Origin of the sequence: uncultured Methanobrevibacter sp. (assembly GCF_934746965.1) — an archaeon.
In the GTDB taxonomy this organism is placed as follows: Archaea; Methanobacteriota; Methanobacteria; order Methanobacteriales; family Methanobacteriaceae; genus Methanocatella.
Genome location: NZ_CAKVFS010000003.1, coordinates 199,599 through 217,824, shown reverse-complemented (window position 1 = coordinate 217,824; position 18,226 = coordinate 199,599). Strand labels below are relative to the sequence as shown.

At 25.2% G+C, this 18,226-nt stretch carries 9 protein-coding genes; 6 read left to right on the top strand and 3 right to left on the bottom strand.

Going from position 1 to position 18,226, the window contains the following annotated elements:
* Positions 1-101: 101 nt before the first annotated feature.
* The 4 genes from Q0984_RS03735 to Q0984_RS03720 all read left to right on the top strand — a co-directional run bounded on the left by Q0984_RS03735 (position 102) and on the right by Q0984_RS03720 (position 9,456).
* On the top strand, positions 102-4,487 hold the full coding sequence (locus Q0984_RS03735) for an Ig-like domain repeat protein (protein ID WP_299523763.1): 4,386 nt from the start codon (positions 102-104) through the stop codon (positions 4,485-4,487).
* Between the two features lie 456 nt (positions 4,488-4,943).
* The gene (locus Q0984_RS03730) at positions 4,944-5,690 is read left to right on the top strand and encodes a hypothetical protein (protein WP_299523760.1); all 747 of its coding nucleotides are present in this window, start codon (positions 4,944-4,946) and stop codon (positions 5,688-5,690) included.
* Between the two features lie 547 nt (positions 5,691-6,237).
* Positions 6,238-8,478, top strand: coding sequence for a right-handed parallel beta-helix repeat-containing protein (locus tag Q0984_RS03725; RefSeq protein WP_299523757.1), 2,241 nt, complete (start codon positions 6,238-6,240; stop codon positions 8,476-8,478).
* 21 nt (positions 8,479-8,499) lie between these two features.
* On the top strand, positions 8,500-9,456 hold the full coding sequence (locus Q0984_RS03720) for a DUF11 domain-containing protein (RefSeq protein WP_299523753.1): 957 nt from the start codon (positions 8,500-8,502) through the stop codon (positions 9,454-9,456).
* A gap of 428 nt (positions 9,457-9,884) precedes the next feature.
* On the opposite strand, the gene Q0984_RS03715 is transcribed toward Q0984_RS03720, so the two are convergent.
* The gene (locus tag Q0984_RS03715) at positions 9,885-11,285 is read right to left on the bottom strand and encodes an NCS2 family permease (protein ID WP_299523750.1); all 1,401 of its coding nucleotides are present in this window, start codon (positions 11,283-11,285) and stop codon (positions 9,885-9,887) included.
* A 588-nt stretch (positions 11,286-11,873) separates the two neighbouring features.
* Here Q0984_RS03715 and Q0984_RS03710 point away from each other — a divergent pair.
* Together Q0984_RS03710 and Q0984_RS03705 are read left to right on the top strand one after the other, a co-directional pair.
* Positions 11,874-12,152, top strand: coding sequence for a winged helix-turn-helix domain-containing protein (locus Q0984_RS03710; RefSeq protein ID WP_299523747.1), 279 nt, complete (start codon positions 11,874-11,876; stop codon positions 12,150-12,152).
* Positions 12,153-12,242: 90 nt separating this feature from the next.
* Positions 12,243-15,392, top strand: coding sequence for an Ig-like domain repeat protein (locus tag Q0984_RS03705; RefSeq protein ID WP_299523744.1), 3,150 nt, complete (start codon positions 12,243-12,245; stop codon positions 15,390-15,392).
* Positions 15,393-15,632: 240 nt separating this feature from the next.
* Here the strand turns inward: Q0984_RS03705 and Q0984_RS03700 are convergent, their stop codons facing one another.
* On the bottom strand, positions 15,633-17,450 hold the full coding sequence (locus tag Q0984_RS03700; protein WP_299523742.1) for a DUF262 domain-containing protein: 1,818 nt from the start codon (positions 17,448-17,450) through the stop codon (positions 15,633-15,635).
* Between the two features lie 498 nt (positions 17,451-17,948).
* Positions 17,949-18,179 carry a hypothetical protein gene (locus tag Q0984_RS03695; RefSeq protein ID WP_299523739.1) on the bottom strand — a complete coding sequence of 77 codons (231 nt, stop codon included), beginning with the start codon at positions 18,177-18,179 and terminating at the stop codon, positions 17,949-17,951.
* Between the last annotated feature and the right edge of the window lie 47 nt (positions 18,180-18,226).

The window sequence follows — 18,226 nt, the reverse complement described above, 5'->3', positions numbered from 1 at the left end:
TATGTATTTTTATATTATAAAATCTAATGTATTAGTGTATAAAATAATATTTTATATACATTTATACGTTATTATGAAATTAAATTTTGGAGGAACAAAAATTGGTTAAATGTGTTAATAAGTCAATTATACTTTTTTTAGTATTTTTGTTATTATTACTAATTGTTCCATCTACATTTGCTAGTGATTCTGTTGATAATCAGACAATTATTAGTAATGAAGGAATTCAATTCTCAAATATTGGTAATGACGATGTCATTGATGATAGTAATAATTATGCTGTTTATACTTCTAATAATCCAGGAGATATTTTAACTGGATCTAATGATATTTACTTTAATGCATCTGCTGCTAGTGATGGTAAAGGAACCCAGTCTAACCCTTATAAATATTTGTATTATAATAGGTTATCCGCTGGATGTACAGCTCATTTTGCAGATGGAGTCTATGAGCTAGATGATAAAAAAGGAGTATATTCTTCAATGACTATTGTTGGTGAAAGTGCACAAAATACTATAATTAAATTTAATGGTATTGCATTTACTGTTGGTAGTAGTTATACTTTAACCTTAAAAGATATAACTTTGAATCATGCTACTGTTAAAAATTATGGTACTGTTGGAGCTACTAATGTAATATTTAAAAATGGAGTAGCTGCAGATGATGAAACTGGAACATATGGTTATAATAATGCTTATGGTGGTGCTATATATAATTATGCAGCTTTAGATTATGCTGGTACTTATTATACAAATTCACCAAAATGTACATTATATAATTGTACTTTCATGAATAATAGTGCAATGTATGGTGGTGCTATTTATTTACCATATGGTGAAGCTACAATATCTAATTGTAAGTTTATTAATAACTCTGCACATTGGTTTGGTGGTGCAATAGCTGCTGAAGATGAATCTTCAATTTCCATTACAGATTCAACTTTTGAAAATTGTCGTTCTATTGATGATGCTGGTGGAGCTATTTATGCTAAATCTACAGATTTAGAAATAAAAAATTCCAATATTGTTAATTGTTCTGCAAACTTTGCAGGAGCAATCTGTAGCTTAAATTCTGATTTAATTATTTCAAACTCTAATTTTATGAATAACCTTGCTAGATATGAAGGTGGAGCAGTATATAAAATGTATGGTTCTGGAACTATTACAAAATCTAATTTTACTAAAAATGTTGCTTTAAATGGTGGTGCATTATTCACGGATAATTGTACTAAATTCAATATTAGAGATTCTGAATTTGAATCAAATGCAGCAACTGGATTTGGTGGAGCAATATTTTCCAATGCTAATCTTAAATTATCAATTGATAATGTGATATTTAGTGATAATAAAGCTAGTTATAATAGTAATATATTAAATCAATCTAATTTCTCTCCTATTGTATCAAGTAGTAATGATTATCCATTATTTGTTTATAAATCTGAATTTAATGGAACTTTACCTGCTAGATATAATTTAGCTGAAGAAGGTTATGTAACACCTATTGAAGATCAACAATCTTCTGGTAATTGTTGGGCTTTTGCAGCTCTTGCTTCTTTAGAATCTTGTGTTTTAAAAGCAAGTAATAAAACATTTGTATTTTCTGTAGAAAATATGAAAAATTTAATTGAAATGTATTCTTCTTATGGTTGGACTATGGAAACTAATAATGGTGGATATAATACAATGCCTATGGGTTATTTAACTAGTTGGTTAGGTCCAGTTAATGCAACTTTAGATCCATTTGATGATATGGGAACTCTTTCTCCGGTTTTAGAAAGTGAAATACATGTTCAAAATATTCATGTTTTATCTGCACGTACTAGCTACACTGATAATAATGCTATAAAAGAAGCTATTTTAAAATATGGTGCAGTATATATTTCATATTATCATAGTGCTTCTTATTTAAGAGGTTCTAGTTATTATTATCCTTATGTTTCTGGTGGAAACCATGCAGTTACTGTAGTTGGTTGGGATGATAATTATTCTAGATATAACTTTGCTACTACTCCTGCAGGAGACGGAGCGTTTATTGTTAAAAATAGTTGGGGTTCTTCTTGGGGAGATAAAGGTTATTTCTACATATCTTATTATGATAAATCAGCATATAGGGTAGGAGCAACTAATCAAGCATTTACATATATTTTAAATGACACTGTAAGATATAATAAAAATTATCAATATGATATTGCTGGTATGACTGATTACTTAGTTACTGGTAAAAACACTATTTGGTATCAAAATATTTTCAATGCTACTGGTAATGAAGCAATTGCAGCTATTTCAACTTATTTCAACTCAACTGTTGATTATGAAATTTCTATTTATGTAAATGATAAATTACAACTTACTCAAAGTGGTACTCATGAAAACATGGGATATTATACAATTCCATTAAAAGAAGTGGTTCCTGTAAGTATTGGTGATATATTTAAAGTTGTTATTAAACTTACTAATCCAAGAGAAGGATATGCTCTTGTTCCTATTTCAGAACAATCTTCAACAACTAGATGTTATTATTCACCAGGAATTTCATACTTTAGTCATGATGGTGTAAAATGGATTGATTTGTATGATTATACTTTCTCAGGTTATGATCATCAATATTCTTCCCAAGTAGCATGTATTAAAGCATTTACAATTAATGATAAACAAAATACAACAATTACTTTAAATAATATTACTACTAAAGTTAATGAAATAACTGAAATTATAGCTACTGTTCTTGATGATAGAGGTAAATTAGCTAAATTAGGTGAAGTTATATTCACTATTGATGGTAAAAATTACACTGCTAATGTTGTTAATGGTGTTGCAAAAATTAATGTAACCTTTGATAAAATAGAAGATTATGTAGTTTCTGCTATTTATAAAAATAATTCATTATATAATGAATCTACCACTCAAAGTATTGTTAGTGTAACAAAAAATGATGTAAATTTAACTATTGATGTTGCTGATATTATTTATGGTGAAAATGTAATAGTTAATATTAATTTAATTTCTGCAAATGGCAATGGTATAACTGACACTGTTATTCTAAGAATTAATAACAAAGATTATTATGTTGAGGTTATTAATGGTTCAACTACCTTTGTAGTTCCTGATTTATTGACTGTTGGTCAATATCAAATTATTGCAAGTTATCTTGGTACTAATCAATATAATCCAAGTAATATAATTACCAATTTTACAGTAGATAAAAAAGAAATTGGAATGAATGTTACTATTGATAAAGATTATAGGGATGTTACTGTAAATGTAAACTTGTCTGAAAATATCTCTGGAAATTTAACAATTCTTTTAAATAATACTCGTTACACATTAACTTATGTTAATGGTACTGGTTCATATACATTTAAAAACTTAACTTATGGAAATTACACAATTAATGTAATTTTCACAAAAGACAACTATGAACCAATGAATATATCTCAAAATATTGAAATCAATTCCATTAAAACAATTTTTAATGCAGATAGTATTATAATGTATTATCATGATGGTACAAAATTTGTTGTTGTTCTAAAAGATATTTATGGTAATCCATTAGCTAACATGAGTGTAATTATATCTATTAATGGTATGAATTATATTAGGGTAACTGATGAAAATGGTAGTGCTTCAATGGCTATTAATTTAGTTCATGGAAAATATAATGTAACTACTACATTTAATGGAACTTCAAAATACTTTGGAACTTCTATAAACAGTACTGTTGATGTATTATCAACTATAATTACTAAAAATATAATTAAATATTATAGAAATGGTACACAATTCTATGCAACTGTTTTAGATGAAAATGGTAATCCATTAGCTAATGTAACTGTTACATTTAATATTAATGGTGTATTCTACAATAGAACTACCAATGAAAATGGTACTGCTAAATTAAATATTAACTTACATTCAGGATCATATATTATAACTACATTTAACCCAATCACTGGTGAGCAAATAGGTAATAATGTTACTGTATTATCTAAGATTACTGAAGCTCATGATTTAGTTAAATATTATAAAAATGATTCAAAATTCTCTGTTAAAATTTTAGATAATCAAGGATATCCTATTAGTGGAACATTAGTTACTTTTAATATTAATGGTGTATTTTATTACAGAGAAACTGATGAAAATGGTATTGCAAGTTTAGCTATTAATTTAAGACCAGGAAATTATATAATCACTACAATGTATGGTCAATATGCACTTGGAAACAATGTTACTGTGTTACCTACATTAGAAACTAGTGATTTAGAAATGAAATATCATGATGGTTCTAAATTCAATGCAAAAGTTGTAGATGGTAATGGTAATCCATTAGCTAACAAAACTGTTACTTTCAATGTAAATGGTGTATTTTATCATAGAGATACTGATGAAAATGGTATTGCTGCTTTAAGTATTAATTTAATTAAAGGGGAATACATTATTACTTCTATGTATGATGGATTTGAAACTGGTAATACAATTAAAATTCAATAATTAAAAGGTTTTTAATAAAATCTTTTCTTTTTTTATTTTATTATAAAATTTATATATTTAAGTTTTAATTTTTTTTTAAAAAATATGATTAAAATAATATTTTGTTTATTTAATTTATTTTTTGCTAAGTTTATGTTAATTTATAATATTGAATAATACTTAAAAATTATTTTTTGTTCATATAATAAAGTTATTGATAATTAAAGTGTATATAATTTAAACAAAAGTTTAAATATATTTAAAAATAATTTTTATATATCATGTTGAAAAATTATTAAATTTAATTAAATTTATCTATTAGGTGTTTACTAATATTTAAAAATATTTGATAGTTTTAGCATGATATTGCGATTAGATTATTGTTTAAATAGATATGCCACAATTATGGATTTTTTAATATAATCGAAAGCATTGTATTCCTAAAAAAATTTAGAAAATTTAATGGAGTTTAGTGTAATGTTTAAAAAAATTAATATTTTATTAACTATTGTATTTCTTGCTATTGGTTTTGTATCAGTTGAAGAAATAATTAATATTAATTATAAAACATTGCAAAATAATGATTTAGATATTGATTGTTATTTAAGTTTGGAAGAAAGTAGTTTTAATAGTGACTATGAAAATTTTAATAGAATTGATTATTTAGGTAATGTTAACATGAAATATTATAATTTATTTATCAATTATAAAATTTTATCTTCTAGGTTAAATAATTGTAATTTTACTAATAATAAAAGCATTAATTTTGTTATTTATCATTTTAGTAAAGTTAATTTCAATAATAGGAATGTAAAATTTTTATTTAATAAAGAAAATTATTTAGAGAATATCTGTAGCTATAATCCTATTTTTAACTATGTTTTTAGTTTAAATAAGATTAATAATGATAGTTATATGAATGTTAATAAGTTAGTTATTTATAACTTTATAAATAATCATGAAAATTCAATATGTAATTTTTATAATCTCTCTGTAATAAAATTTAATATTGTGTCTATCAGTTTAACATTTGAGTTTTCTTTAATAATTTTTTGTAATCAATTGCTATCTCAAAATTTTTATTTGAGTGTTTTTTCAAAAATTTATCATTCTTTCGTCAATTTAGCTGTTTTTTCTTATTTGAATAATAAAAATACATTTGAATCTTCTGATTTAATGATTCTTGAATTATTTAATCCACCAATTAATTTAATGTTTAGATAAAACATAAAATGAGTACTTTGATAATTGATGATTAATCTAAATCTTTAAACTTCATTATTTTTTTTATTTGTATGTAATTATAACTTAATTTAAATTATATATTGCTTATTAAAAACTATTTTTAAATATTAACAATTCTTTAAAATTATATTTGTTTTAACAATTAAAATGGTATTTTATGAGTATAATAACAAAAATTTTTCAAAATGAATGGTTAGTGTGTAACATACACAGCAAAAAATTAAAAAATTTTAACTTGATTTGCATATTAAACAAAATATTTAAATATTTGTTATAAAATATATATTATATGCCTATTTTTTAAAAATAATAATTATTTGTAAATTTTTTATCATTTTTGTAATGATAATGTATTTTTTGGAGAATAATATTGTGTTTATTTAGATAGGTTTAGTTTGTGAATATATTATATTTTGATATAATCTCAAACTAATAAAAATTAATAAATTTTTTTATTAATTACTTGAAATATGATTCTAAAAAAGAAATCTTTTTTTAGGGGTTTTTATAAAAAAATGTGTTTATTATGAATTTTAAAAAATTATTCATTGGCAATATGGTAATAATATTATTGATGTGTACCTGTTTATCTGCAGTTTGTGCACAAGATAATATAACTGATGTTTCTGATAATATAGTTATTGCTAATTCAAATAGTGATGATGTTGTTATTGGTGATGAAATAAGTGGTAATAGTTTTACAGATTTAAATAATTTAATTAAACAAAATACTAATGGTACTATCGATTTAGATAGAAATTATAAATTTGATAAAAATAAAGATAGTAGTTTGAGTAATGGAATTGAAATTAATAAGAATTTGATTATCAATGGTAATAATTTTATTATTGATGGTAATCATGAAAGTACAATATTTAAAAATTCAGTATCCATTAAATATCTAATTATTAATAATGTATCTTTAATTAATGCTAATTCTAGTTCATGGGGAGGAGCATGTAATTTAAATAAAATAAGTACTAGCATTATTTTTAATAATGTAAATTTTTCAAATAATTTCGCTAAATTAGGTGCTGGAGCTATCAATGCACAAGTATGTACAAATGTGACTCTTATTAATTCATATTTTAATAATAATTCAGTTAATCCTTCACGCGTTGGAGGTTATGGTGGAGTTATTGTTGCAAATAATAATTTAAAAGTTGATAATTGTTTGTTTAGCAATAATTTTGCAAACCGTGATGGTGGAGTTATTTATAGTATGTCTGGAGGTAAGTTGATTATTAGTAATAGTACTTTTATTAATAATTCTGCAAAAGAATGTGGAAATATTTTCTTTGGAGGATCAATTAATATATTTGATTCTGTTTTCAGTGATAACTTTGCAAAACAAGGAGGAGTTATTTATACTATTACTAAAAATGCTATTAATATTTCAAACTCAGAATTTAATAACAATTATGCAATAGGAGAAAGCTTAATTGATGGTGGTTGTATTTATGCCAAAAAAGCTCCTATTAATATTGCAAACACTAATTTTACTAATAATTCTGCAATAAGTGATATGGAGTGTTTTGGTGGTTGTATTTATGGAACGGATGTTGATATTGTAAATTCCAATTTCATTAATAATTCTGTAAAATCTAAAACAAACACTGCTTATGCAGGTGTTGTTTGGTGTGATACTTTAAATTTAAATAATTCAACTTTAGTAAATAATAGTGGTGCTTCATCAATTATAACATCTGCTGTAGTAAATATATCAAACTCTTTTATTAGTGATAATATTGCATATTATCGTACAATAATCAAATCAACTTCTGCTACAATTATAAATTCATCTATATCCAATAATTATGGAAGATATGGTATTTTGTATACTAATTCGGGAGATATTTTAAATTCAGATTTCAAAAATAATATTGCTGGAAAAAGTGCAGGAGTAAATGCTAATTATATATGGATTTCGGATTCTACTTTTACAAACAATAGTGGAAATTTTGTAGGTGCTGTTCTTTCAATAAATGCTTATATTTCTGATTCTAATTTCACGGATAATCATGGACATTTAGCTAAAGATATTATTGCATTAACGGAATTTGATTCTAATAGTAATTTGTTTGAGGAATCTGCTGTTTATAATATTTCTTCTCCACTTGATATTAGTTTATTTACTCCTAATTATTGTATTGAAAAATATGAAGGAGCTCCATTAGATTATTTATATTTCATAAATGAATTTTATGTATATAATTCTATTAGTCATACTGATGTTTCAGAATTAGTTAAATTAGCGATTTATTTCTATGATAGTCCTAGAAATGATTTACAAGCTTTAATTTGGGCTTTAACTGATTCAGATTATAGGAATTGTTCTGATGATTCTCCTGTAAAAGATGAAATTGACTTTATTTTAGATAAATATGATAATGGATTTAGAGTTAGTGATGTAAATAATACTAGAATTTTAGAAAATGGAACACATAAAATCTTTAATTTTTTCATTGCATTAACTCCAGTAGGTCAATCTATTTTAACATATAATTATACATATGTTACTCCTACTGATGTTATAATTAGTAAATTTGCTAATGTGTCTTGCGTTATTAATGGTTCTTTAGTGTATTGGAATATTACTGTTTGGAATAATAGTACTGTTGATGCATTGGATGTTATTGTAAATGATACATTACCTGAAGGGTTCATATTAAAAAATAATTCCAATACTTTTATTTGGAATATTGGAACTTTACTTGCAGGTGATAAAATTTCTTTTACTTTAGAGACAATTGCTATTAAAGTATGAAATTGGACAAATATTGTAAAAGTGATTACAAGTACACTAGAAACTAATTATACAAATAATGTGGATAATGATACTGTTAAAGTAATCAAACCTAATATGGTTATTGAAAAAATTTCTTTGAATAAGACTATTTGTATTGGTAATCAGACTGTATTTACTATTATTGTTAAAAATACTGGAGATTGTGATTTGAATGATATTTTTGTTGTTGAAAAAGTTCCTGAAGGTCTTGTTTACAATTCATTTAAAGGTAAAAATTGGTATTATAACAATGGTAAATTTACATATAATACTACATTAAAAGCTGGTGAATCCACTAGTTTTGACATCATTTTTGATACTGTTATGTCTGGTAATTTTACTAATGTTGTTGTTGCAGGTTCTGATTTGACTGGTAATAAGACTGCTAATAATACTACTGTTGTTTATAGTCCTAGTTTAAGTGTTATTAAGTTTGCTAATGATCCTGTTATTTATTTAGGTAATCAAACTAGTTTTACTATTGTTGTTAAGAATACTGGGGATTGTGATCTTAATAATGTTTATGTGATTGAAAATATTCCTGAGGGCTTAGTTTATTCTAGCTTTACTGGTGATAAATGGATTAAAAACGGAAATAAATTCGTCTACACTGGTTCTTTAGCTGTTGGTAAGTCAGCTAATTTCACTGTTGTTTTCAATTCTACTAGATCTGGTAATTTTACTAATGTTGTTGTTGCAGGTTCTGATTTGACTGGTAATAAGACTGCTAATAATACAACTGAAGTTATTGATAAGCCAAACATTCCAGAAAACAACACAGATAATAATACAAATATTACAAATAATATTGTTCATTTATCTATAGAAGATCATGGTAAAGATGTTCCAATTGATTCTAAATCAATTAATGTAAAAAATGCTACAGGTAATCCTATTTTAATTTTATTAATGGTTTTAGCTTTACTTGGTTTAAGACCATTAAAAGGTAAGAAATAGGTTTTTACCTTTTTTATTTTTTTTTAATTTAAATTATTAACTTTTTAATTATTATCTTTAAATTTATATTTTAAAATGAAATGTTTGAAGTTTATATGTATGTTTTTTCCCAAGTGGATATAATAATTAATTTTTTCTTAAAAAAGTCTATAACTGTTTTTTATAATTTGATGAATTTCCATAGATAATAATATTGATGTTGTAATGTAGTATATATTTATTATAAAAGTTAGTTAAATTATTAAAATTCTTCGATATTAAATGATGATGAAAGCATATTTTTTTTATAATTTCTATTATTATTATAAAATTTTACATAATAACCTTAATAAAACTAAGTAGTTTTTTAATAACTTGTTATTTAATCAACTAATTTTTTAAGTTGATTAATTAAAAAAATTTAGTAAAAAATAAAAATAGTTAGAGTTCTACATTATGAACTCTAAAACCATGTAAATAAATAATAATACGAATAAAATCCACATTGCTTTTGAAATTTCTTTAGCTTTACCAAATAAAACTTTAACAATCACATATGCAAATACTCCAGCAATTATACCTGTTGTAATACTTTGGCATACTGGAGTTACAATAATAGCGGCTAATGCAGGGATTAAATCAGAGAGATTACTTGTATCAAGATTTTTGTATAATCCACACATTAAAATACCTACAACAATAAGTGCAGGAGCTACTGCAAATGTTGGAATTATGGTAAATAATGGAGCAAATGGAATTGCAAGTAAGAATAAGATACCAACAACAATTGCGGTTAAACCTGTTCTTCCACCTTCCATAATACCAGTTGAACTTTCAATATAAGTAACTACTGGGGAAGTACCTAAAGCAGATCCTATCATTGGTCCAAGTGCATCTACACTTAAAACTTTTCTGAGTCTTGGTAATTTTCCATTTTCATCATATCCATCAACTTTAGTTGTAAGTGCAGTTAAAGTTCCCATTGTATCAAATAATGAAATTACGAGGAAAGTAACAGCAATGATTATAAAATCAAGAATTGCATTTATACTGTTAAATCCACTTGCAGCATCACCAAATTTAAATGCTACTGCTCCAAGTGATCCTCCTAGGTTACTGTTAATAATAGCTGATGGTATTAATGATTGGTCTGGTAAAACAGGGAATCCTGCTAATTCTAAGATAACTCCAATAATGTAAGTTGCAATAATACCTATTAAAATGTTTCCTTTTACATTTTTCTTCATTAAAACCATAATTATAATGAAACAAATTAATGCTAAAAGGTTTCCAACAGTAAATATTGTTGAAGCACTTCCAAGTCCGATTACTTGTGTGGCCCAGTTTCCATCTCCTATATTGATTACATGAGAGGTGTAAGATAAAATTCCGAGGTTACTTAATCCTAATCCAAGAATAAATAAACCAATACCTATGGATATACCAAATCTTAAGGAATCAGGGATTGAGTAAAATAGTTTTTCACGAAGTGAGGTAAGTGAGATAACCAAAAAGATTATACCTGAGACAAAAATAGCTAAAAGTGCATATTCCCAACTATATCCCATACCTAATACTACGGTATATGTAAAGAATGCATTAAGACCCATTCCTGCAGCTAATGCATATGGGTAGTTTGCTATGTATCCCATTAATATAGTAGCTATTCCAGCTGATAATGCAGTTGCAATAAATACTCCTTGTATGTCCATTCCAGTTTCACTTAACATTGCCGGGTTTACAATTAAAATGTAAGCCATTGCTAAGAAAATTGTAATACCTGCAATGATTTCAGTTTTCACGTCTGTATTATTCTCTTTAATTTTAAAAAAAGCATCTAACTTAGACATACTATATATTTTTTAAGTAATGTCATATAAGTATTTATATTTAAGTTCACTAAATTTTGGTATTTGTGTTGGTTATATTCATGATGTAATGTATTTTTATCAATTTTATTCATATTTTAGTTATTTTTGAGAATATATTTTGTATTTGTATAATTTGTTAAGTTTATTTGTGTATTTATTAAAGTATTTTTTATTTTTTTAAACAATTTGATTAATGAGGTAATATAATGAGATATCATCTAGACAATTATGTTTAAATTAATAGAATATATTGTGTTAATGTAGCGATATTCTTGTAATATTCTAATTATTTTCTAAATGTTATTAAAAATAGTGGTTATTTGTTTAGTTTTATATTTTTTAGATTTTTCTTAATTATTTATATGATAATCATAATATTTTTATGAATAATTAGATTTATTTATATAAATAATAACTAAATCATGGACAATTTACAGAATAATATAAGACAATATTACCACAAAGTATATATTACATGCTAATAAAAAATATTAACTAGTGCAGATTATTTAAAAAATTCTTAGAAAATAGGTCTTTTTTAAGTATTAAATCTAAAATGTGGTAATCGTGAATAAAGAGGATGAATTATTAAAAAAATGCAGTTATGTAGTAATTTCTAGTTATAGACGTAAGGTGCTTGAAACCTTAGAAAAAGATGTAAAAATACCGACTAAAATAAGTATTGAATCTGGGGTAGGAATAAAACATGTAAGTAATGTTTTAACAGATTTAAAAGAACATAATCTTATTGTATGTATTAATGAAGATGCTCATAAAGGAAGATTATACCGTTTGACTGATGAAGGTCAAGAAGTTTTATCTATGATTACAAAAATGGACTGGTAAATCAATTATTGTCCATTAATAACTTTTTTTATTTAAAGACACATATATTCTTATAATATTCTCATTATTTTTTTAGAATTTAAATGATACGTGTTTTTATATTATAATAACACTGCAGGTAATGGTTCTGCATTATATGTAGATGGAGCTACTGTTAAATTATCTAACAATATTATGAAAGATAATAAAGGTAGTGTTATTTATTACAAACAAGGTATTATAACTAATACAAAATTATCATTTGATAGTTTCATGGTTAATGCTGGTGATAAAGTAGTATTATCTGCTTTATTAACTGATGATTTAGGTAATCCAATTGCTAACGGTTTAGTTAATTTCATGATTAATAATGTTGCTGTAGGTGACAGTAGAACTGATAATAATGGAAAAGCATCTTTTAGTTATACTACAAATAATACTTTAGGTACATACACTATTTCCGGTGCTTTCAGTGGAGATAAAAATTCTACTATTCAGGAAGGTATTTTAGAAGTAGCTAAATATTATTGGTTTATTGGAGATAAAGGATACTTCACACTACAAGATGCAATTGATGCATCAAGTGAAGGTGATGTAATAACTGGTTTAAGTGGTGCTTACTTCTATGAACAAATATATGTTGGAGATAGAATTAGTTCAATTTATAAAAATATAACTATTAAAGCAGAAAACCTTGGAGACCTCATCTTAACTGGTGTAAACAGTAGATTATTTAACATAGCTAGTAAAAATGCAAATAACAGAACATCTAAAGATTCAAGTTTAATTTTAATAAATATTGTAATTAGAGATTCTTCCGATGAATATGGTGGAGCTATTTATAATGATGGTTATTTAACTTTAAGGAACTGTTATCTTGTAAATAACACTTCTACTGCTGTAGATTCATCTAAATGGCATGGTGGAGCTATTATGGGATGGGGTGATTTAAAAATATATGACTCTATTTTTGAAGACAACCATGCATATGTTGGTGGAGCTATTTTCACTGAAGTATTAGACAGTAAACAAAGTGTTTTAATTAAAAATACTACTTTTATTAATGACAATGCAGGTGCAGAAGCAGGTGCTGTTTATCTTTCAGGATTTGGAGATTATTACAAAATATTAAACTGTACCTTTATTGATAATCATGGATCTGCAGGTGGAGCTATCTTTACTTATGCAAACTTAACAGTTGAAGATACAATATTTATAAACAACACTGCACTTAACAGTGGAGGAACAATATATTCAGTTAAAAAAGATTTAACATTAAACAATATTTACATTGAAAATTCCTCTGCTAAATATGGTGGAGCATTATTCTTACAACAAAATAGTGGAACTAGCTGGATTGATGGAGTAGTTTATCCAGGGCATGATACTTTTTACATACGTAATTCTACATTTGTTAATAATAAAGCATGGATGGATAACGACTATGAAATGAGTGGTCAAGGTGGAGTTATCTTTATAGGATATGATACACTTGCTACAGGATTTATTGATAACTGTACATTTATTAACAGTACTGCAGAAGATAAAGGTGGAGCAATAATTAACTATATGGGTAATGTAACTATAACTAACTCTAACTTTATAAATTCATCTTCCAAACTTGACGGTGGAGCTATCTACAACGAAGGATACTACAATGAAGATCAAGGAAAAGAATACACAGCAAATATGGTAATTGACGGATGTTTATTTGAAAACACTTCAGGTAATAATGGTGGAGTTATCTTTAATTCTAACTATTTATCCAACATGGAATTAATCAATTCAACATTTATAAATGCTAATTCTACTGGACTCGGTGGAGTTATATATAATGGCGGATTCTTAGACTTATCTGGCAATATAATGAAAAATGCTAGTGCTATAAAAGCTGATTACATCTACAATATGGGAAATATAAAAACTTCATACATTACATATTTAAATAATGAAACTGTTTTAGTAGACTTCCCAGATTCTAAAGTTGTTTTAATAACTGCAACTGTTTGTGATGATATGGGAAACCCAATTTCAGGTAAAAACATTAAATTCACAATTAATGGTGAAGAAAATGCAATTTTAGAAGTTATTGAAGGAAAAGCATCATATAATTATACTATTCCAGCTGAAGGTAATTACACAATTTCCGGTTATTATACTGGATCTGATGAAGGAGATTATGAAGTTAAAGATGGTATGATTGTAACATACAAATTAATAAAATCTATCTTTATTGGAGAAGATGCAACAATCTATCTTGGTGATGATTACACAGCTAGATTAACAGACATTGGTGGAAATCCATTAGTTAACAAAACCATTACATTAATAGTCGATTCAACATCATACAGATTTACTACCGATGAAAATGGTAAAATCACTATCTCTGATTTAATACTTGGTCAACACAATATTACAGGTATCTTTGAAGGTGATGATATATATGCTAAATCTAGTTTCAACGCTACTGTATCAGTTATCTTAAATAAATTTGTTAATTTAGATGTATCTAATATTATAATGTTTTACAAAGATGGTACAAGATTAATAGCTAAATTAACTGACTGTATTGGTAATCCAATTGCAAATGCAACTATCTTCTTTGTAATAAATGGTGTAACATATAACAGAACTACTGATGAAAATGGAACTGCTTCCATGGCAATTAACTTAATACTTGGAGATTACAATGCAACTATTTACTTCAAAGGTTCTGATAAATACAATAACATTACTAAAAACGTAAATGTAACTATTATATCAACTATTTATGCAGAAGACATTGTTAAAATGTTCCAAAATGGAACTCAGTTCTTTGCAAACTTTACAGATATTGATGGTAAACCATTAGCTAATACAAACGTGACATTTAATATTAATGGTGTATTCTACACTCGTACAACTGACGAAAATGGTATTGCTAAATTAAATATTAATTTAAGACCTGGAAAATATGTTATAACTACTATGTATGATGGATTAGCTACTGGAAATAATATTGAAGTATTATCTACTTTAGTTACTTCTAATTTAAACATGACATATAAAGACGGTTCTCAATTTAATGCTACTGTTTTAGACGGTCGTGGAAGTCCATTAGTTAACCAAGAAGTAATCTTCAATGTAAATGGTGTATTCTATTACAAAACTACTAATCTTGATGGTGTAACTAGTTTAAACATTAATTTAGTAAAAGGTAATTACATTATTACTTCTGAATGGAATGGATACCAAGTTGGAAATAATATTACAATTGCTTAAAAAAAGAGATTTTCATAATCTCTTTTTACTTTTTCTTTTTTTAACAAAATTTAAATACTGCTTAAACACAATATTATTACGTAGACCTTTAAAAATAATCTGCACAAAAAGGTTTTTTATCTTATAAAATATATCTCCTATAAAATATCCAATTAAAATTTAAAGAAAAATGTATTGAACTTAAAAAAAGTAGTTGATAGTTCAATAATATATGAAAGTTATATATTCTAAAAATAGAAGTTATCTAAATAAATCAGGATTCCATATCAATTTCACTAATTGAACTAATAATTTATTTCTTTCCATAATTTCATCTTTTCCAAAAGTGTCGTATGATTTAAATGATAATCCATATTTATTTTTAAATCTTATAAATCCAGGATTGTTTTTATAAGCTTCTTCTCCAAGAGATTCACTGTAGATGTTTCCTTCATTAGAACAGTATTTTTTGAGTTTATCAAGATAATTAGAGTCATTTAAACTTGCATTTATACTTTTATGTAATAATAGTAAAGCACCAATATTATTCCTGTAATATTTAAATTCATCTTGATTGTCATATTCTTCAGTAAACCATTCATAATGGTCTGAAATAATATGCTCAATTTCAAATGGATTTTTAGTATTTGTATCCATATAATTAATATAATTTGGAGCAACATTTGTTTTTTCTTCAATAAAACTAGTTATACGAGCTAACATGTGTTTTATATATCTTCTAGTTGAAGAAGTTAAATGTAAACCTGGAAGTGCATCTGCAGGATTGTATTCTAAATTGTTATAATAATTATTCAATATTTCTTTTAATTTATCTAATGAACAACACCTAATATCTTTTGTAATTCTAAAAATATAATTTTTAATATAATTATATCCAAGTCTTTTGTGATATGTGAACCTGGATAATAAATCAATATATCTAGCTACAAGGTTCATTTTTTCTGTAATTGTGTCTGAATCATCATCATAACAAATAGGTGCTAATAATAATTGAGATTGTAAAGTGAAATCAACTTGAGCATTATAATAAATATATTCTGTGTCTTTCATGAATATTTTTTCAGCTTCTTTAATTTTAAGATAAACATCCACATATACTTCAAATTTTTTTATAAACAATTCATAATCTTCTGAAGTATTTAATCCTATTCTAGAACGTTCATCTCTAACCCATTTATGAAAAGCACCACCAATACTATCAAAATCTTTATTAATAGCACCAGCTTTACTATCTCTTATTGTTTCAGCATATTGTGCACGAAGCCAAGATTTAATGAAAGTCTCATCACCATCATCATTATCCTTTTTTAATAGTAAAATTTTATCTTTCCAGATATTATTTAATTCTTCACGTTTTTTATCATCATCTATTTCTGAGAGCAAATATCCTTTTAACATCTCTGTAGATGTTAAACTTAAACCCCGATCATTCATTGTTACAAATATTTTATGAGCATCCTGTTCTGTTGTTGCAACAATTTCTATGAAAAATACTTTGTTAACTAACCAATCACAAAAATGTAAAATCATATTATCTGAGATACTATCTTCAGGAAAAATTTCTTTTATATCATTGAATCTCCCATATAAATTTTTATCTGATTCATTAGATTTTGTTACATCAAATGGTTCATTATGGAAGATAGCTTTCATACACTCCTGCCTGTCATCTACGCTAATATTAAATGATTCTTTACCATATGATTCAGAATAAATCATTTCTTCAATGAGTCTATAGGATTCTCCAAGTTTTTTAACACGATTATTAAGATAAATCAAAAGTAATGTTAATGTTGAAAAACGTTGTTGTCCATCAATAATAGCATTTTCCCTTCCTGCCAAAACAATAGAGCCCATAAAATAAGCTCCGTAATCTTGCACGTCTTGACGTTCATCTCCTTCTTTATAAGATTCAAGAAATTCAGTAGTTAAATCATCAATTAATTCTTCAACATGTTTTCTTTGCCACATATATTCCCGTTGATAATAATGAATAGAATATTTTGTATTCTGTAATAGTTGCTTTAAATTTTTGGGAGATCCTTCTATCTTTTTCATTGTATCACTAATTAATAAATTAATATTATAGAATTAATATTTATTGGTTTATACTTCAACTGATAATACGCATATGTTCTTTGATTATTTAATAATAGCATATATAAACATTTTACTGATATTTTTCTAATTTGATAGAATTTTATTTCATACTTTCTTTAAATGAATTTAAAATAGTTTTTCCATCATTTAATAATAATATTTATATTCTTCTCGAAAAAACTATAAATGCCTAATGTAACTCTGTAGTCTACTTCATCTAATTCATATAAATTAAATGCACTATATGTTCTTTGAGGCATACCACTTTTAGCAAGTTTTTGGGACTGTTTATTTAATAATTCTAACTTAACATTAAATCTTATTATTTGATTTATTTGATTTTCATCAAAAATGTAAGGAATGAAATTTATTAGTTTATCCCAATTATCATGATTTAGAATAGGAAATTCGCTTAAAGAATAATAAAAATCACTTATATCATTTAAATTTCCCGTATCATATAATTCTTTTGTATTTTTTGTTAAGTAAATTTTTTTTATATAACTTTAAATTAGAAACATTTATATCAATTTCAGATTTTATAAGTGCATATGCACATTTCTTTTTTCTATTAAATTTTCTTTTTTCTATAAAATAACTAAGACTCCATGCTGAAATTGAACCTATTAATGCTCCAATAATTGCAGAAATTATTGTTGGATTTGTTATAAATAAAAAACTAGACATTATTTCACTTAATTTAAATTAGTTAATATATAATTTATTAAATATTT